Annotated in this window: 19 protein-coding genes; 9 read left to right on the forward strand and 10 right to left on the reverse strand. The window is 42.3% G+C overall.

Annotation, left to right across the window (positions count from 1 at the left end):
- Positions 1-114: 114 nt before the first annotated feature.
- The 4 genes from ytfQ (at position 115) to yjfF (ending at position 4,685) form a co-directional block, all read left to right on the forward strand.
- Positions 115-1,077, forward strand: a complete 963-nt coding sequence (gene ytfQ / locus F9817_RS04380; protein ID WP_161153751.1) for a galactofuranose ABC transporter, galactofuranose-binding protein YtfQ — start codon at positions 115-117, stop codon at positions 1,075-1,077.
- 83 nt (positions 1,078-1,160) lie between these two features.
- A complete protein-coding gene (ytfR, locus tag F9817_RS04385; RefSeq protein ID WP_161153752.1) occupies positions 1,161-2,657 on the forward strand; it encodes a galactofuranose ABC transporter, ATP-binding protein YtfR in 1,497 nt (498 codons plus the stop codon).
- Between the two features lie 8 nt (positions 2,658-2,665).
- Positions 2,666-3,694, forward strand: coding sequence for a galactofuranose ABC transporter, ATP-binding protein YtfT (gene ytfT, locus F9817_RS04390; protein ID WP_161153753.1), 1,029 nt, complete (start codon positions 2,666-2,668; stop codon positions 3,692-3,694).
- The gene (yjfF, locus tag F9817_RS04395) at positions 3,687-4,685 is read left to right on the forward strand and encodes a galactofuranose ABC transporter, permease protein YjfF (protein ID WP_161153754.1); all 999 of its coding nucleotides are present in this window, start codon (positions 3,687-3,689) and stop codon (positions 4,683-4,685) included. The genes ytfT and yjfF overlap by 8 nt, the downstream gene beginning before the upstream one ends.
- Positions 4,686-4,865: 180 nt before the next feature.
- On the opposite strand, the gene F9817_RS04400 is transcribed toward yjfF, so the two are convergent.
- A complete protein-coding gene (locus tag F9817_RS04400) occupies positions 4,866-5,231 on the reverse strand; it encodes a YbaN family protein (protein WP_161153755.1) in 366 nt (121 codons plus the stop codon).
- 195 nt (positions 5,232-5,426) lie between these two features.
- Positions 5,427-5,921: a gluconokinase gene (locus tag F9817_RS04405; RefSeq protein WP_161153906.1), complete on the reverse strand. Its 495-nt coding sequence runs from the start codon at positions 5,919-5,921 to the stop codon at positions 5,427-5,429.
- Positions 5,922-6,079: 158 nt separating this feature from the next.
- Here F9817_RS04405 and gntU point away from each other — a divergent pair, with 158 nt between their 5' ends.
- Complete coding sequence (gene gntU, locus F9817_RS04410) at positions 6,080-7,423, forward strand: gluconate transporter (RefSeq protein WP_161153756.1); 1,344 nt, start codon at positions 6,080-6,082, stop codon at positions 7,421-7,423.
- Between the two features lie 123 nt (positions 7,424-7,546).
- On the opposite strand, the gene gntR is transcribed toward gntU, so the two are convergent.
- The 4 genes from gntR to ftnA all read right to left on the reverse strand — a co-directional run bounded on the left by gntR (position 7,547) and on the right by ftnA (position 10,924).
- Positions 7,547-8,551 carry a gluconate operon transcriptional repressor GntR gene (gntR, locus tag F9817_RS04415; RefSeq protein WP_161153757.1) on the reverse strand — a complete coding sequence of 335 codons (1,005 nt, stop codon included), beginning with the start codon at positions 8,549-8,551 and terminating at the stop codon, positions 7,547-7,549.
- A 140-nt stretch (positions 8,552-8,691) separates the two neighbouring features.
- Complete coding sequence (locus tag F9817_RS04420) at positions 8,692-9,882, reverse strand: BaiN/RdsA family NAD(P)/FAD-dependent oxidoreductase (protein ID WP_161153758.1); 1,191 nt, start codon at positions 9,880-9,882, stop codon at positions 8,692-8,694.
- A 116-nt stretch (positions 9,883-9,998) separates the two neighbouring features.
- Positions 9,999-10,322, reverse strand: a complete 324-nt coding sequence (gene uspB / locus F9817_RS04425; protein WP_161153759.1) for a universal stress protein UspB — start codon at positions 10,320-10,322, stop codon at positions 9,999-10,001.
- 74 nt (positions 10,323-10,396) lie between these two features.
- A complete protein-coding gene (gene ftnA / locus F9817_RS04430; RefSeq protein WP_161153760.1) occupies positions 10,397-10,924 on the reverse strand; it encodes a non-heme ferritin in 528 nt (175 codons plus the stop codon).
- A 250-nt stretch (positions 10,925-11,174) separates the two neighbouring features.
- On the opposite strand from ftnA, the gene F9817_RS04435 reads away from it, so the two are divergent.
- Positions 11,175-11,600 carry a universal stress protein gene (locus tag F9817_RS04435; RefSeq protein ID WP_161153761.1) on the forward strand — a complete coding sequence of 142 codons (426 nt, stop codon included), beginning with the start codon at positions 11,175-11,177 and terminating at the stop codon, positions 11,598-11,600.
- A gap of 109 nt (positions 11,601-11,709) precedes the next feature.
- Here the strand turns inward: F9817_RS04435 and F9817_RS04440 are convergent, their stop codons facing one another.
- Positions 11,710-12,117: a hypothetical protein gene (locus F9817_RS04440; protein ID WP_161153762.1), complete on the reverse strand. Its 408-nt coding sequence runs from the start codon at positions 12,115-12,117 to the stop codon at positions 11,710-11,712.
- 82 nt (positions 12,118-12,199) lie between these two features.
- Complete coding sequence (locus F9817_RS04445) at positions 12,200-12,982, reverse strand: class I SAM-dependent methyltransferase (protein WP_161153763.1); 783 nt, start codon at positions 12,980-12,982, stop codon at positions 12,200-12,202.
- 233 nt (positions 12,983-13,215) lie between these two features.
- Between F9817_RS04445 and asnC the strand changes: the two genes are divergently transcribed.
- Complete coding sequence (asnC, locus tag F9817_RS04450) at positions 13,216-13,686, forward strand: transcriptional regulator AsnC (protein WP_161153764.1); 471 nt, start codon at positions 13,216-13,218, stop codon at positions 13,684-13,686.
- 49 nt (positions 13,687-13,735) lie between these two features.
- Here asnC and tsrA read toward each other — a convergent pair whose 3' ends face one another.
- Complete coding sequence (gene tsrA, locus F9817_RS04455; protein WP_161153765.1) at positions 13,736-14,020, reverse strand: H-NS-like global regulator TsrA; 285 nt, start codon at positions 14,018-14,020, stop codon at positions 13,736-13,738.
- 106 nt (positions 14,021-14,126) lie between these two features.
- Complete coding sequence (locus F9817_RS04460) at positions 14,127-15,290, reverse strand: multidrug effflux MFS transporter (protein WP_161153907.1); 1,164 nt, start codon at positions 15,288-15,290, stop codon at positions 14,127-14,129.
- A 151-nt stretch (positions 15,291-15,441) separates the two neighbouring features.
- On the opposite strand from F9817_RS04460, the gene F9817_RS04465 reads away from it, so the two are divergent.
- Both F9817_RS04465 and F9817_RS04470 read left to right on the forward strand, forming a co-directional pair.
- Complete coding sequence (locus F9817_RS04465) at positions 15,442-16,401, forward strand: LysR substrate-binding domain-containing protein (RefSeq protein ID WP_161153766.1); 960 nt, start codon at positions 15,442-15,444, stop codon at positions 16,399-16,401.
- Between the two features lie 145 nt (positions 16,402-16,546).
- Positions 16,547-18,340, forward strand: a complete 1,794-nt coding sequence (locus F9817_RS04470) for an aminopeptidase P family protein (RefSeq protein WP_161153767.1) — start codon at positions 16,547-16,549, stop codon at positions 18,338-18,340.
- Positions 18,341-18,576 lie beyond the last annotated feature (236 nt).

Consider the following 18,576-nt stretch of genomic DNA (forward strand, 5'->3'; position numbering starts at 1 on the left):
TGAAACAAACATCCATTAATTAAAATATCGATATATACCTTTAAATTTAAAAATAATTTAATGGTAAAAATAATATAAGTATTTTAATCAGGATGAGAATATAGGAACATCAATATGTTAAAACCACTAACTCTGGCCCTCGCGATCAGTTCGTTATTGATGTCTGGTGCGTCGATGGCAAATAACCTCACCGTGGGTTTCTCTCAAATTGGTTCAGAATCTGGCTGGCGGGCTGCTGAAACATCCGTAGCAAAAACGGAAGCAGCGAAGCGAGGAATCACACTAAAAGTTTCAGATGCCCAACAAAAGCAAGAAAACCAAATTAAAGCTGTTCGATCCTTTATCGCTCAAGGTGTCGATGCGATATTTATTGCTCCTGTAGTCCAAACTGGCTGGGAACCGGTGCTTGAAGAAGCCAAAGACTACGATATTCCAGTGTTCTTACTTGACCGTACCGTTGATGTCGATGACAACTCTTTATACATGACCTCTGTTGCCGCTAACGACGTACTTGAAGGTGAAGTTGCCGCTCATTGGTTGGTTAACAAGGTCAAAGATAGAGACAATTGCAATGTTGTAGAGTTGCAAGGCACCGTTGGTTCAAGTGTGGCAATCGAGCGTAAAGAAGGGTTTGATAAAACCATTAAAGACGTTAAAAACATTCATGTTACCCGTACCCAATCTGGTGAATTTACCCGTAGCAAAGGTAAGGAAGTTATGGAAAGCTTTATTAAAGCGGAAAATAATGGCAAATCAATTTGTGCTGTATTTTCTCATAACGATGACATGGCTATTGGTGCAATCCAAGCAATTAAAGAAGCAGGGTTACAGCCAGGAAAAGATATATTAATTGTCTCTATTGATGCCGTGCCAGATATATTCCGCGCCATGTTAAAGGGTGAAACCAACGCCACTGTAGAATTAACACCAAATATGGCTGGCCCAGCTTTCGATGCATTAATTTCGTATAAAGAAAAAGGGATTATCCCTCCGAAAAAAATAGTCACTAAATCTACTCTTTTCTTACCTAAAGATGCCGCAAAAGAGTTAGAAATTAAAAAGAACCTTGGGTATTAAAACCTAGTTACCACGTTGTTTATTGATTATTTGGTTACCACCTCATATGCCCATGCATATGAGGTGTATACGGAGTCGTTACCATGTCCAATCCAGAACTGGTACTCAACGCCAAGCGTATCTGTAAAACTTTTCCGGGCGTAAAAGCGTTACAGAACGTCGACTTTTCTTTGCGTAAAGGCGAAATTATGGCTTTGCTAGGAGAAAATGGCGCGGGTAAATCTACGCTAGTCAAAACCCTCACTGGGGTATATCACAAAGATTCAGGGGAGATTTTGTTAGAAGGTCGCCCTATCTCACCGCAAAACACTTCGGATGCTCAACACTTAGGCATTGGGACTGTCTATCAAGAAGTCAACTTGTTACCCAACATGTCAGTCATGGACAACCTGTTTATTGGTCATGAACCCCGCCGATTTGGTTTTGTAGACCGTAAATCCATGGAAATAAAGGCGAAAGAGATTGTAACTAGCTATGGTTTACACATTGACGTTTCTCTTCCTTTAAATCAGTTTTCCGTGGCTATACAACAAGTTATTGCCATTGCTCGTGCCATCTCAATGTCGGCAAAAATTTTAATTTTGGATGAACCAACTGCGAGTTTAGATGGTAACGAAGTCAACATGCTGTTTGATATCATGCGCCAACTTAAAGCACGTGGTGTCAGCCTGATTTTTATTACTCACTTTCTTGATCAAGTTTACCAAGTGAGTGATCGGATTACCGTACTGCGTAACGGCCAGTTGGTCGGTACCAAAGAAACAGCAGACCTACCACAGATCGAGCTGGTAAAAATGATGCTTGGTAGAGAACTCGAAGAGAATGCCCTCAAACGTGCAGGAAAAACCACTTGGCATGATAAGCCTATTATTCAATTATCTGATTACGGTAAAAAAGGGACTATCGAACCATTCAACCTTGCAGTGCATGCAGGAGAAATTGTTGGTTTAGCTGGGTTATTAGGCTCAGGCCGAACTGAAACTGCCCAAGTCATTTTTGGCATTGAAGCTAATGATTCTGGCCAATGTAAACTGCAAGATAACGTAGTATCTATTCACTCAGCACGGCAAGCGTCTCACTTAGGACTCGGCTATTGCCCAGAAGACCGCAAAACCGACGGTATTATTGGCGCGGCGTCAGTACGAGAAAATATTATCTTAGCTCTTCAGGCTCAGCGTGGATGGTTCAGGCCATTGTCGCGTAAAGAGCAGGAACAAGTAACCGAAAGGTTTATCAAACAACTTGCCATTAAAACGCCGAATATAGAGCAACCTGTCGAATTTTTATCTGGTGGCAATCAACAAAAAGTCTTATTGGCTCGCTGGCTACTCACTAAGCCAAAATTCTTAATTCTCGATGAACCCACTCGCGGTATTGATGTGGGTGCTCACGCTGAGATTATTCGATTAATAGAAAGTTTATGTGCAAACGGGTTAGCTCTATTAGTTATCTCTTCAGAACTTGAAGAATTAGTCGGCTATGCCGATCGAATTATCGTGCTGAAAGACCGAAAGCAAGTGGCAGAAATTACCACTGAGGATCTATCGGTACCCGCCATTATGCAAGCTATCGCAATGTGAGGTGAACGATGAGTATTTTAACCCGATCTACTTTGCCCAAGTCGGGGCACAAGCCTCTGCTCCATCTTCCCAAAGGCACACCACAAATCGCAGCATTGGTTTTGCTGCTTTTAGTGAATAGTTTTATTGCAGATAACTTTTTTTCTATTCATATCCAAGATGGACGGCTCTTTGGGAGCTTGATTGATATTCTCAACCGTGGCGCTCCCGTTGCTTTACTAACGGTGGGAATGACGTTAGTGATTGCGACAGGTGGCATCGACTTATCGGTAGGTGCTGTGATGGCCATCAGTGGCGCAGTTATGGCTAGCATGGCCCACCAAGGTTATGACCCTACTGTTATTCTACTCTGTGGCCTTGTCGCCGGAGCCTTGTGCGGTTTATGGAATGGTCTTTTAGTCGCTATTTTTAAAATTCAGCCCATCGTCGCCACGCTTATTTTAATGGTGGCAGGACGAGGGATTGCCCAATTAATCACCAAGGGCCAAATCATTACCTTTACCAGTGATACGCTTGCTTGGTTTGGCAGTGGCACATTGCTGTATTTCCCCACCCCTGTATGGCTGATGTTATTTGCAGCACTTGCTGTGTGGGCATTAACTAAGAAAACCGCTCTCGGATTATTTATCGAATCCGTGGGGATTAATATTCGCGCAGCTAAGAATGCAGGATTACATACACCAGCGATCGTCATGTCTGTGTACGTTGTCAGTGGTGTCATGTCAGCCATTGCTGGGATCGTCGTTGCGGCAGATATTCAAGGTGCTGATGCCAACAACGCGGGCTTATACCTAGAAATGGATGCGATTTTGGCTGTGGTTATTGGTGGAACCTCATTAATGGGCGGCCGCTTTAATCTCTTTTTAGCCCTAATTGGTGCCTACATCATTCAAAGTATTAATACCGGTATATTGCTTTCCGGCTACCAACCACAATGGAATCAGATTGTTAAAGCTGTTGTTGTGCTTGTCGTACTGGTCTTGCAATCTCCAGCGGTTATACGTGCGATTAAAGGGAGAATGAAACATCATGATTAAACGTCATTTCCCACTATTCATCACCATTTGTGTGTTCCTACTGGGCTATTTTTTCTGCGCGCTGCAATTCCCAGCATTCCTAAGCACGCGAGTGATTTGTAACATACTAACAGACAACGCTTTTCTAGGTATATTGGCCGTTGGCATGACCTTTGTCATTCTCTCTGGTGGCATCGACCTATCGGTAGGCTCTGTCATCGCTTTTACAGGCGTGCTCATTGCGACACTGATCAGTGATTTTGGCATTCATCCTTATCTTGCCATGATTATTGCTCTTATACTGGGAGCACTATTCGGTGCCTTTATGGGATGGATCATCGATACCTTAAAAATACCAGCATTCATCGTCACGCTGGCTGGGATGTTCTTTCTGCGCGGAACCAGTTTTCTAATTTCAGAACAATCCATCCCAATTCAGCACCCTACTTACCGAGAGCTATCTCGAACAATCTGGCATATTTTTGGCGGTGGTCGCTTAAGTTTACTGGCTGTCATTATGCTATTTGTTGTCTTAGCAGGCATGTTACTTGCCCATCGGACTCGTTTTGGTAATAACGTCTATGCCATTGGTGGTAATGCAACCTCTGCTTCACTCATGGGCGTTCCCGTACGTATGACAACCATTGGGATTTACACCCTATCCACTACCTTAGCGACATTAGCAGGAATCGTATTCTCCATATATACCTCCGCTGGCTATCCACTCGCAGCAGTGGGTGTGGAATTGGATGCAATCGCAGCCGTAGTCATTGGTGGCACGCTATTAACTGGCGGGGTCGGTACCGTTTTTGGCTCCTTGTTTGGTGTATTAATTCAAGGGCTCATTCAAACCTACATCACCTTCGATGGCACACTGAGTTCATGGTGGACCAAAATTATCGTCGGTATCTTGTTATTCAGTTTTATCGGAATGCAAAGACTGCTCATTATGATGACGGAAAAACGCAAAGTCGTGCACACCACTCAAACACTCAATGCAGGAGCTGGCTAATTAGCGCGCTTAGACAATGAAAGCCTTACGTTAACAATCTTTATTATTGTTTCCCCTCTGGTTTCAAGAGTCCGCTTGCCAGGGGGGCTTTTTCTTGCGTGAATAGAAGGGGGAATTTGAGGAAAGATATTTTTAGGTAAGTAAGTCGTCACAATTCATTAATATTGGATTCTTTAGCAATCAATCGCTGCGCTGCTCAGGTCGACGCCAAATAAAGTAACTACCAATCAACATACCACTTGTCGCCGTCACGATAACCCATATCGGTACCGGATGAACGATAAGAATCACAAAACAAATTAACATTGAAATCGCAGACAATATTTTGTTTTTTCGCGAGATAACTTTACCATTTTGCCAATTCTCAACCATATCTCGAAAAAATGGCTTCGACATAAGAAAACGATGAATAGTCGGAGAACCCTTCGCAGATGCCCATGCACAAAGAATGACAAACTCTGTTGCTGGCAATCCGGGGAGCAGAATACCAGCAAAGGCAAGCCCCAAGCTGACTATCGCAATGACTTTATACATCCATAATTTCATTCACTCTACCTGTCATCCATGAGCAGTCATATGCCACCAGTATAGATGCTCCACTTCAACAGCGTGCCAGAACAGTGATGGAAAATGACCGATGGAGCAACATGATTTGCTTTAATTGTGATGTATTTAAAGTAATTGAAAACATGATGACCATGAAAGAGTTCATGACCATCAAATGAAATATTAGCGGGGATCTTATGCTGTTTGATGCTGTTTAATAGCGGTTACACAACGAGCGACAACATCATCAAAAGAGCCATCAATGCTGACTTCAATAACATCCGTTTCTTCAATCGTGGGCTTTTCTAACGTTTCGAACTGGCTCTTCAATAATTCAATTGGCATAAAATGGTCCTCTCGAGCCAACATCCGTCCTTTTACCAATTCAAAATCACCATATAAATGAATAAACGTCAGCTTACTATTTCCTTGACGAATTTGGTCGCGATACTTTTGACGCAATGCGGAACAAACAATGATGCCTTCTTCGTGTTTCATTTCAATGCTAAACACCGCATCATTAATTCGCTCTAACCACGGCGCTCGATCATCATCGTTGAGTGGATGGCCAGATTTCATTTTAAGAATATTCGCTTTGGGATGGAGATCGTCACCATCAATAAATTTAGCTTCTAATTGACGGGCAACCGCAGCACCAATCGACGACTTACCACAACTTGAAACGCCCATAAACAGGTAGCTGTTGCCTTTTTTCTCAGCAGTCACTTTATTGACCTCTCTCTCATTTCCAATCTTTGTTGGTTTTCATCGTAACACGTTACCCGTAACATGTTACCGGTAACCTACAAAAATGTGAACAAACTAACATACAAACAAAAGGTAAACTTATGTCTGATCTAACATTGATCTTGACGGCAATAGGCTCAATTGCACTGCTTCTTTTTCTCGTAATGAAAGTGAGGCTTCATGCCATCGTTTCTCTGATTCTGGTATCAATGCTTGCTGGACTTTTTTCAGGAATGAATCCCGCGACTATTGCCGATACCATTCAAAAAGGCATGGCAGGAACACTGGGGTTTGTTGCTGTTGTCGTTGCCCTAGGAGCAATGTTTGGCCGCGTAATGGAAGAAACAGGCGCGCTTGATCAAATTGCTCACACACTATTAGGTAAATTTGGACATAAAAAAGCTCACTGGGCAATGAGTCTGACCGGTTTTATCTGCGCCCTGCCACTGTTTTTTGACGTTGCCGTCGTGTTACTGATTGGTATTGCCTTTGCGGTAGTGCGCAAAGGTGGCGGCAGTGTGATGAAAATCGGTATTGCCCTTCTTGCTGGTATCGCAGCATGTCAGGCATTTTTGATTCCTGCTCCAGGCCCTATTCTCGTCGCATCGCAGTTACATGCAGATTTTGGTTACATGATTCTTATTGGTTTGCTTGCAGGTATTCCAGCCATGATCTTAGGTGGACCAATTTTTGGCAGCTACATTGCTAAGAAAGTGCATGTAGAGCTTCCAGAACACGAGCAAGCAGACAACCAACAACGTGAAGGCGAAACAATTCCCTCGTTTGCTTTATCGCTTAGTATTGTCGTGTTTCCTTTGATCTTAATTGGTTTAAAAACCATCGTCTCTCGTTTTGTCGATCCCAACTCTTCTCTGCATGACTGGCTGACATTGCTTGGTCACCCATTTACCGCCATCTTGCTTGCCTGCTTACTAGCTTTTTATGTGTTGGGGGTGAAACGAGGAATTGCAAATGACAAGATCATGGATATCTGTGGTAGCGCCCTACAACCAGCAGGTGTCATTATCTTGGTTACTGGTGCTGGCGGCGTATTTAAACAAGTATTAATCGATTCAGGTGTGGGGGCTGCGCTAGGTAATACCCTTTCTGGATCTGGACTACCTATTGTTGCCTTAGCCTTTATTTTGGCTGCAGCAGTGCGTGTCATTCAAGGTTCCGCAACCGTGGCAATGCTAACGGCCTGTGGATTGATCACACCAATGTTAACCGCCCTACACTTGGATGGCGCACAGCTAGCTGCGATCACCATCGCAATTGGCGGTGGGGCAATTGTATTTTCTCATGTAAATGATTCGGGTTTTTGGTTGGCAAACCGCTATTTAGGATTAACAGAGAAGCAGACTCTGCAAAGCTGGACTATTATGGAAACTATCATAGGCACCACAGGCGGGATCGTGGCAATGCTGGTATCGTTTTTCTTATAAACAAATTCTAATAATGATAAGTGCTTTGAGACTTTAATCAGTCGATAAACACGCTCCACAACTTACCGCACGGTTAGACCTCTCATTAGCCGTGCGGCTTTTCTTCAAAATAAGTTCGATATATTACGTTCTTAAACTTTCCCCTAAATCAATCCGATAACCTAGATTAATGATTGATTTTTCAACCTCTTTTCCTTCGAGGCGTTCTAGTAGTTCTGTAGCTGAAATACGACCGATTTGCTCACGAGGCGTAACAACGCTGGCCAATTTCGGTGCCATCGATTGCCCAATATCATGACCGTGGAATCCGGCGACGCCGATATCTTGAGGAACACGTATGCCCTGGCGCTGACACTCAAAAATAACCCCAGCAGCCAAATCATCATTGGTACAAAAGAAACTATCTAAATCTGGGTATAACGCCAAACTCTTGCGTAATAAACTCGCACCAAGGGAAAAAGAAGAAGCATCGTCAGTCGTCACCACTCTCGGCGTCAGTTCTGCACTGCGCATCACAGACTCGTATCCATGCATCTTTAGCTTGGTACGAACGTCCATACGAGCTCCTAGATAGACAATATTGCGATGACCTTGAGCAATCATGGCTTCCACCATCTCTTTCGCAGCTAGGGTGTTATCAAACCCCACACACTGCTGCATAGAAGGAGAAGCGATATCCATCATTTCAATCACAGGTATGCCCGCAGTTTCAATCATACGAACTGTTCTAGGTGTGTGGTAACTTTCTGATAATAATAAGCCGTCGATATTGTATGACAACAAAGAAGCGACCCGCGCCTCTTCCACATCGGGACGATAACCATAATGAGCAAACATGGTTTGATAGCAAAACTTACCCGTCACCTTTTCAATACCACGAATCACTTCAGCAAACACTTGGTTGGTAAGCGATGGCACCAATACACCAATGGCACGACTGCGCGATTGAGCTAAAATTTCTGGAGCTCGGTTAGGAATATAACCACACGATTCCAACGCGTTAGCAATCCGCTCGCGTGTCTTTTCCGATACGCGATTTGGATCTTTAAGATAACGGCTGACCGTCATCTTAGTGACACCGACTTGATCTGCTACATCCTGTAGCGTTGGTCTACGCTTTTTGCTCATAAATTTTCATTTTTAGTGTGAATCACAGGTAACTTAGCTAACCATATGAATAACCACATATTCATTGTAATTGATGAATCATATAATAGTTTATGCTTTACAACCAGTCACCGCCCCACAGGGGTATGTTTAGGCGCAATTTATACCCACTGGCCGGCAACATAACCGCTTGACCATGCCCATTGGAAATTGTACCCACCTAACCAGCCGGTTACATCCATGACTTCGCCAACAAAGAACAACCCTTTTACTTTGGTACATTCCATGGTTTTAGAGGAGATAAACTGAGTATCCACCCCACCTAACGTCACTTCAGCAGTGCGATAGCCTTCTGTACCATTAGGTAACACTTGCCAGTTTTCTAGTGCTCTAACTACTTGTTCTAATTGCTTCCCTTGAAACTGCTTTAACGGCTTATCGACTAGTAATTTACGCTCAATAAGCACCTCAACCAAGCGTTTTGGTAACACGCGAGAAAGCGTCGTTTTTAGTGTTTGGTTAGGGTGCTCTGCTAATGCTTGTTGTAAAACAACCTCTAAATCAATATTGGGAATCAGGTTCACGCTCACGGACTGCCCAGGCTTCCAGTAAGAAGAAATCTGTAATACAGCAGGGCCAGATAAACCGCGGTGAGTAAAGAGTAACGCTTCCTTAAACGTTTTACCTGATTGGGCTGCGATTTCGCTTGGTACCGCAATTCCAGATAATTCTGCAAACGCCTCTTTATCTTCTTTGTGCAAGGTAAATGGCACTAAACCGGCGGAGGTTGAGATGACTGGCAAATTAAATTGCTCAGCAATTTTGTAACCAAACGGTGTTGCTCCGAGTTTTGGCATCGATAGACCACCCGTTGCAACCACCAGCGACTGACAAACGATTTCACCTTTGTTAGTGGCCAAAACAAACCCACCGTCATCGATGGTCTGTATTGCTTCAATATCCACTTGGTATTGCTGCTCAATATTAGGTTGTTCGCACTCTTTAAGTAGCATGCTGACAATATCTTTTGCCGATTCAAGGCAAAACAACTGGCCATGATCACGTTCTTCAAACTCAATACCGTACTTACTCACCATCGAGATAAAATCCCAATTAGTGTATTGAGATAAGGCGGATTTGACGAAATGAGGGTTTTGGCACAAGTAGTTTTCTGCAGAAACGTCATAGTTAGTGAAGTTGCAGCGACCGCCACCAGAAATCAAAATTTTCCGGCCCGGCTTTTTCGCATGATCGAGGATCAGCACCTTTCGTCCACGCTTTCCTGCTTGCGCTGCGCACATTAAACCGGCTGCGCCAGCACCGATGATAACGACATCGACTTGTTTACTCATGCCTTAATACTCTTAATCAACCATAGAGAAGAAACAAAAAAGGATGTGCGATGCACATCCTTATAATACGTGAGGCCTGTATTCTAACGGCAAATCTAATGCTTTCCAATCTCTGGCTAAAGAATAAACGCAGCAACGGTGGTAACCACAATTAAAGCAACACAAAGAATAAATAACTGACGAACCCGATCGCATTTTGCCGTAAAGAGTTCATCATGATGATGAGTATATTCCTTGCTTTTGATGTAATAGTAGAGGCGCACTTGTTTAGATAAGTTGCCTTGTGGTGAGAAGAAACCTCGACCATCGACTTGTTGATACAGTAATGGATGCACGTTACGCATAATGTATAACAGAGAACGCAACGCACTTAAGCATCGTGCTAAATTAACTGCTGTTACAAAAAGCAACGCAAATAGAATGATGTCTCCGCCGATCATCTTTTCCTCCCCACATCTTTACATCAGACACCAAGAGAAAAAGACAATCGCCGAATTTGGTCTTTTACTGCTTACTACTCAGCAGAGGTATCTGATTGTGAAGATGAGCTAGCTTTTGCCAATTCTGCTAGATCTTTGTCGATAAAGAATAGAGCCTTACCGTCTTCACCAACAAGTTCTAACTTGTCTAAAATGCCTTTAAACAGTTTCTCTTCTTCATGTTGCTCTGCAACGTACCACTGAAGGAAACTAAATGTTGAGTAATCTTGGGAAGTGAATGCGACATGAGCAAGCTTATTGATGTTCCTAGTGATCATCTGCTCATGTTCATAGGTCTCGCGAAAAACGTCACCTAAACCTGCATAATCATGTTTTGGCGCTGCAATCGCTCCAAGGATTGGCAAAGCGCCGGTTTCACTTACATAAGTGAAAAGACGGTGCATATGCTCCATTTCTTCCGCTGCGTGTTTACGTAAAAATTGAGCTGCACCTTCAAATCCTTTGTCTTCACACCAAGCACTCATTTGTAAGTATAGATTGGATGAAAAAAATTCTAGGTTAATTTGCTCATTCAATTGATCAATCATGGCTTGCGCTAGCATGAAAAGCTCCTAACTCTCTGTTTCGATTTAATTCAAACTATACCATGATCATTTAGTAATGTGCGCAGCTAATATGACCAATAATGAATATCTCACTTAATTTATGAACTTATTCTTTTGAAAAGAAACTTATTATTAAGGCGTTGAATCCCATGCCAAACCGCCATTTAAGGTATATGAGATCATCGCTGCAAAAAATTCATAGCACTAGTGATAGGCTTAAGACAGTCACCTACAAGGAGATAGCATTATGAGTTATCAACACATCTTAGTTGCCGTCGATCTTTCTGAAGATAGCAAAGTTATAGTCGACAAAGCGGTGGCGCTGGCAAAGCCTTTGAACGCGCAACTTTCTTTTATTCACATTGATGTGAATTATGCTGAGCTGTATACCGGACTGATTGATATCAATCTTGCTGAAACTCAGCACAACTCTATGGAAGCATCTCTTAACCAGCTGCAAGAGTTAGCAAAATACGCTAACCACCCTATCAACCATACTCTTGTGGGGAGCGGTGATCTAAGTAATGAAATATGCGATACCATTTCTGAATTTAATATCGACTTGGTCATTTGTGGTCACCACCAAGACTTCTGGAGCAAGATTTTATCTTCAACGAAACAGTTGATTAATTGCACTCCTGTTGATCTATTAGTTGTACCATTTGTCGATTAGTGCAGTGCTCAGACACAATTGATATAAAAAAATCCCGCGTAACAAGAAATGTCCAACTTTATGGGGTCACTTCAAACTCGTGGGATTTTTTATATCGTTGAATACATCATTAATGCAGAGAAGAACCGGTATCCAGCAAATCAACTTGGGGGACTGGTGCTTGAGTTAATTTCTCAAACTTACGCTGCAGTTTCTGCTGTTTTTTGGCCAGTTTTTGCTGTTTCTTTAAGAGCTTATTTAGTTTTTTATATTGCTTACGCTGCTTTTTAAGCCCTTTCTTTGCCAGCTTAAATGCCTTTTTATTCGGAGTTGGCAGTACAGACTGTTCATCTTGCTTGGTATCAGCGACTTGTACCTGTGCTTTTTCTATGCGAATAGGCTTACATAAGTTCGCTTTGTTACATGACGAGCGCGCACATGAGCGACAAACATAATCCGAAGCAGCAACTAACTGGTTAATTTCATCCAATGAGAATGCAATCTCCTGGCGATTCATTTTACAAAAGCGTTTTACCATTACTGAATTACCCAAATACTACGAGATTCATAGACTGCCATCTCTTTTGAACATCCCTATCACAGAATCAACATCACCGTATTTATTCTGTCATCGATGATAAGACATAAACATCAAAGCGATTTTTCTTGGTTTCAATTGCCATCGTTGGTTTTTGCTCAGCCAACCAATCTGCGTAGTCAGGCCTTTTTACGACCACCCGTTTTGTCGCTAACGCTAACGCAGGCTCTAACAAACTGTCGGCATCATTATCAGCCCCAACCAAAGATTGAAAAACTCGCATTTCTTTTTTCACTAAAGCACTTTTCTTTTTGCCTTCTGGATGGGGATACATAGGGTCGAGATAAACCACATCAGGCCGCACAAAATTGTCGTCTTTCATTAGTTGAGATAAGGCATCATGACTAGATGCATGCAATAACTGAACGCGCTCTGTTACCCAATGACCAATATCTTCATCTTGCTTAGCGCGGTTAATACCATCATCTAACAGCGCAGCAACAACAGGATGTCTCTCGACTAACTGGACACGGCACCCCAGCGACGCCAGTACAAAGGCATCGCGTCCAAGCCCTGCTGTACCATCTAAAACTGTCGGCATTGCACCTTTATTGAGCCCTGCTGCTTTTGCAATCGCCTGCCCTTTACCACCACCGAATTTACGTCGATGAGCAACGGCACCTGAGGCCCAGTCAACATAGATAGCCCCTAACTTAGGTTCATCCAATTTACGCAGTTCTAAGCGCTCATCAGTTAATACCAAAGCAAAGTCACTTGTCTCGTCATGACATAGATTCCAGCGGCTGGCGAGAGCATCTAATTCACCACTTCGCCCTAATGATTCACTAATCAGTTGTATCTGCAAAAACGCACTCCAGTTAGAACCAATAACAACACGCGCAGTTTAGCGGATTTCTTAATGAATACCTATATTCTCCCAAACTAAACGGTTATCCGTTGGATAAAATAGATCTGAACATCGATATGAAAAACATCTAAACTCTCTAAAAATAAGGTTTAATTATTCCAATTGATACTACTCTGAACAAGGAGGTGTTAAGATGGTGAAACCGGTTGTTGAAATTGACAAGTGATAGGATGAATAGCCCAGTGACAGCAATAAAACTCGATGATCTTGATAAAGCCATCCTAAAGATTTTAATGGATGACGCTAGAACACCGTATGCAGAAATGGCAAAGCAATTTAATGTTAGCCCAGCAACGATTCACGTTCGCATTGAAAAAATGAAAGCTGGGGACATCATCCAAGGAACTGAAGTCGTAGTAAATACGAAAAAACTTGGCTATGACGTATGTTGTTTTATCGGTATTAATTTAAATGCGGCCCGCGATTATCATTCTGCACTACAAAAATTAAATGCTCTCGATGAAGTTGTTGAGGCTTACTACACGACCGGAGCTTATAATATTTTTGTTAAATTAATGTGCCGCTCGATAGAAGAATTACAACACGTTTTAATCGATAAGTTGCAAGCTATTGATGAAGTTCAATCAACAGAAACACTTATTTCTTTACAAAATCCGATAAGCCGTAATGTGAATCCATAAAAAACCCCAAGTAATATTTGGGGTTTTTTTATAAAATTAATTAAGAGACTTATTTATTATTTAGGTATTTCAATAGTTCATCTGCAGAAATACCTTGTTCTGCTAGTTCTTTTGCTAGCACACCCACCTGTTCATCTTTTCTTGAATCAATCACTTGTTGAAATTGATAAACTAAGTCACGCAAAATGCTTATTGGCACTTGTTTAGCAGCACTGCGAACACGTTCACTACTCTGATTACCTAATTCACTCAGAAGTTTGCCAAACATAACCTTTTCTGGCGACTCATCAAGTTGTTCTAAAATTCGAGCCATTTCGTAGGTTGTAAGAGACATTTATTATGATTCCAACGTAATAATTAATAGGAACATTAAAGCCATTAATATATTAATGGTTTTAACTTAATTAAATAATCGGGAAGGTAATTTACCTTTCCTAAAACTAAGGCTCAAGCACCCATTGATGCCATTTACGTCCCACACCAGAAAACATAATTAATAAGGCGGGAACAACAAGCCACATCTGTATGGCAATAAGCCAATACGGTGTCATTTCTAAGTTTTGCACTAGAGCGACAATCAAACCAGACCCGCTCATCTGGAATAGCCCTAGAAGAGCAGCCGCTGTCCCTGCTTTATCTCCGAATGGGGCTAGCGCTTTACCAGCGGCAGCGCCAAGAATCCACGCAAATCCAACCGATGAAATAAATATAGGCAACATAAAACGAAATGCAGTCTGATCAGACGATAATATTACCATTAGAACACCTGATAGACCTATTAATAATATACCGAACGTTATCGACCGATGAGTTCCTATTTTATCCATCATGGATGGCGCTGTTAAGCAAGCAACAATATTAACGATAGCATTAATTCCGAACCAGAAAGTGAATTGGTCCATGGACAAACCGATCTGCTGCATTAGCACTAGAGGTGCAGAAGTGACATACGCCAAAATAACGCCCATTGACAACATACACAACCCTGCATGGAATAAAAATGAAGGATTTTTGATAACATCCCAATATCGAGTGAGATTAAATGTCGATAAACCGCTTTGCTGAGAAGGATTGGTTTCGCGTAAACTGAACCACATTAACGAACCTGAAACGAGCGCAAAACACACCATAAAGGAAAAATTAGCCCGCCAACTATAATGCTGAGTTAACCAGCTCCCCAGAATTGGGGCTAACGCAGGAATAAAACAGATAGCACCGTTCAGATAGCTGATCATCTTGCCACTTTTTTCAGGGCCAAATACATCTCGAACAGTCGCAAAGGCTGCCACAGTTGTCGCACATGCACCAAATCCTTGTAATAGACGAGCAGTAAGCATCCATTCCATGGTCTGCGCGCTCCATGCAAGTAATGCACTGGCAGAATAGATAACCACCCCTGTCAAAGCAACATGGCGACGACCAAAGCGATCCGCTAATGGTCCTGCGAATAGCTGGCCAACCCCCATGGTAAACAAAAAGCATGTGATTGTGTATTTTGCCATCGCATGTTCCACGTGAAACGTAGAAGAAATCAATGGTAAGGCTGGAAGATATATATCAATCGCTAATGGACTAAATAACACTAATAACGTCAGAAGAATCATCTGATACTTGGTGTTGGTTGCCGTGTTTTTTCTCACAGGCTGAGCTCCTAAGATAACTAAAGTAGGCGAAGTGCTGGCGCATGATAGTCGAATGATGTTATGAATAACAATGGCATATTGTCATTCCTATTATTCCTAATTGGAAATTCATATGAAGGTAGAAAAACTCGCGCGTATTGACCTAAATTTATTGGTCTGTCTTAAGGTGCTTACCGAAGAGTTAAGCGTTACCAGGGCAGCAAACAGACTCTACTTAAGCCAATCAGCCGTCAGTAAATCTCTAGCTAAACTCAGAGAACAATTTGATGACCCTCTCTTTATTCGTACTTCTCATGGGCTAAAAGCGACACCCACCACTATTTACCTAAAACCTAAATTGGATGCGCTAACCCATCAAATTGAACTCATTACACAACCCATTGAATTTGATCCATCAACCAGTGAATATCACTTCCAACTTGCAGCGGTAGAAAGCGTTTATCCCTTATTACTTCCTCATTTTTTACCTGCGTTGTTCCAACATGGTCCAAACCTTAATATCAGCACTCACGCTTGGAATAATGACACTCTACAAAAATTGCAATTGGGGGAGCTGGATTTAGGTATCATAGGTCGAGATGTGGATATTAACGATTCACGAATCACACTACCCATTCCAGAAAATATATGTTCAGAAGAGATCTATCGAGATACGCAAAAATGTGTCGTACGCCGAGGACACCCTATACTTGATCGAGAATGGAATTTGGAAAGCTACCTATCAGTGCGACATGTTCAAGTTCGTTATGATGGCAATGACCGTTGGCTACTGGACTTCCGCCTGGCTGATTTAGGACAAGAACGAGATATCGGTATCACCGTACCTGATCATAATAGTGCGGCAATTTTGTGTACTTATACCGATTTTATCTTTACCGCTCCCAGTCATTTCACTCGAGCAATCGCCAAGCAACTCGATCTCGTTGAACTCCCCTTGCCTATGGACTTTCCTCCGATGGCTTATGCACTATTTTGGAGCCAAGAAAGAGAAAACGATCAAGCGCTAATTTGGCTAAGAAAACTGATAAAGGGAAATACAGCACATCTGCAACACAATCATGATAAATCCTAGTTGTACTCGCAGTGTTGCCAATTGCACCCGATCTGCAAAAAGAGTAGCTTATACCTTCTGGTCACAGACAACCCATACATAATAGAGATCACTAGATCTCAATGCATTTATAGTCATAAGGACTGTCTTTAAAGGATATTTTCAGATGCAACCATCTACTTCACAACGTGTCGAAGCGCTTCGCGACTGGATGACACAACATCAACTTGACGCGATCATTATTCCCCATGAAGACGAATATTTGGGTGAATATGTCCCTGAACATAACGAACGCCTGCAATGGCTGACGGGATTCACTGGCTCAGCTGGTGCCGCTGTGATAACTAAAGATAAAGCGGCTATTTTTGTTGATGGTCGTTATACGGTTCAAGTTCGTAAACAAGTACCAGCAAATTTATTTGAATATCGACACCTTGTCGAAGAACCTTATTTAGAGTGGTTACTTAAAGAACTTCCTGCAGACAGCAAAGTTGGCTTTGATCCCAAAATGCACCGAGCTAGCTGGCTGACAGCGGCCCAAAAAACACTCGGAGGCGAACTAGAATTGAGCAGCACTGCGACCAACGCAGTTGATGATCTCTGGTTAGACCGCCCTGCACCCGTCGTATCACCGATGCGTCTTATGGGCGATGAGTTGGTCGGGACCAATAGTGCTACCAAACGTAAGACCATTGCCGATATTCTTAAAAAGAAAAAGGCAGACTGCGCGATTTTAACCGAGCTTGATTCAATTTGTTGGTTATTGAATATTCGTGGTCTCGATGTCTCGCGCTTACCGGTCTTGCTTTCTCATGCCATCATTTACAATGATTCTCGCGTCGACTTCTTCCTCGATCCTGAACGTGTTGCAAATCACTTTGATGAACATGTGGGAGAAGGCGTCCAAGTTCATCATCCTGAACAATTGGCCAGTACTATCGCTAAGTTAACAAGCAAAAAGGTTATCGTAGACCCAGCCACCAGCAACGCATGGTTTACGCTTTCTTTGCAAAATGCCGGTGCTGAAATCATTAATGATGCCGATCCATGTTTAATGCCCAAAGCGGCAAAAAATCCAACCGAAATCGCAGGTATGAAGGCATGTCATATTCGTGATGGCGCAGCTATGGTGAAATTCTTGTCATGGTTAGACAAACAAGTAGAGTTAGGTGTAACGCTTGATGAAGCCATGGTATCAGATACGTTACAAGCATTTAGAGAACTAGACCCTACACTAGCAGACCTTAGCTTTGACACCATTTCTGCCGCAGCAAGTAATGCCGCAATGTGCCATTACAACCACATCAACCAGCCAAAGCCTGGCCAATTAGAACTCAATACGCTCTACCTTGTTGACTCCGGTGGTCAATATATTGATGGAACAACCGATATCACACGTACAATCGCCATCGGTAATATTTCTCAAGAGATGAAACAACAATATACGTTAGTTCTTAAAGGACACATTGCGCTAGCAAAAGCACGTTTTCCGAAGGGAACGTGTGGGCATCACCTCGATGTCCTAGCACGCCAATATTTGTGGGCTAACGGTTATGATTTTGACCACGGCACTGGTCATGGTGTGGGTCACTTCCTAAGTGTTCACGAAGGGCCGCAACGAATCGGCAAAGCGGTGAACAACTTTCCGTTTGAACCGGGAATGGTGCTATCTAATGAACCAGGTTATTACCGTGCAGATGGTTTTGGTATTCGTATCGAAAACCTTGAACTGGTTGTTGATGTTGAAACCAATGGTGATTTCAATGTTATGGGTTTTGAAGCGCTGACTCGTTGCCCTATAGATACTCGAGCAATCGATACAAACCTTCTCACTAAGCCAGAATTAGCATGGCTAAATGATTACCACCAAACGGTATGGGATGATGTTAGCCCACTGGTTGAAGGTGATGTTAAAGAGTGGCTAAAACAAGCAACACAGCCCTTATTGCACAACGATTAACTGCCCTTCATTCTTAATTCAATCCCTTAGTGCTTTGTGCACTGAGGGATTTTTTTTTTTGTATATAGCCAACCATCTCACCTCTAATAATTTAAAATTATTAAAAAATTTTACAATCACACATAACCTACTGATTAAAAATGCTTAAAATCACTTTTTAGACATAAAAATGACAACATTTCGTTAAAATTTAATTTGAGATCTAAACATTATATGCGTAAGCTTATATTTAATTA

This window comes from Vibrio eleionomae, assembly GCF_009874545.1.
GTDB lineage: Bacteria > Pseudomonadota > Gammaproteobacteria > Enterobacterales > Vibrionaceae > Vibrio > Vibrio nitrifigilis.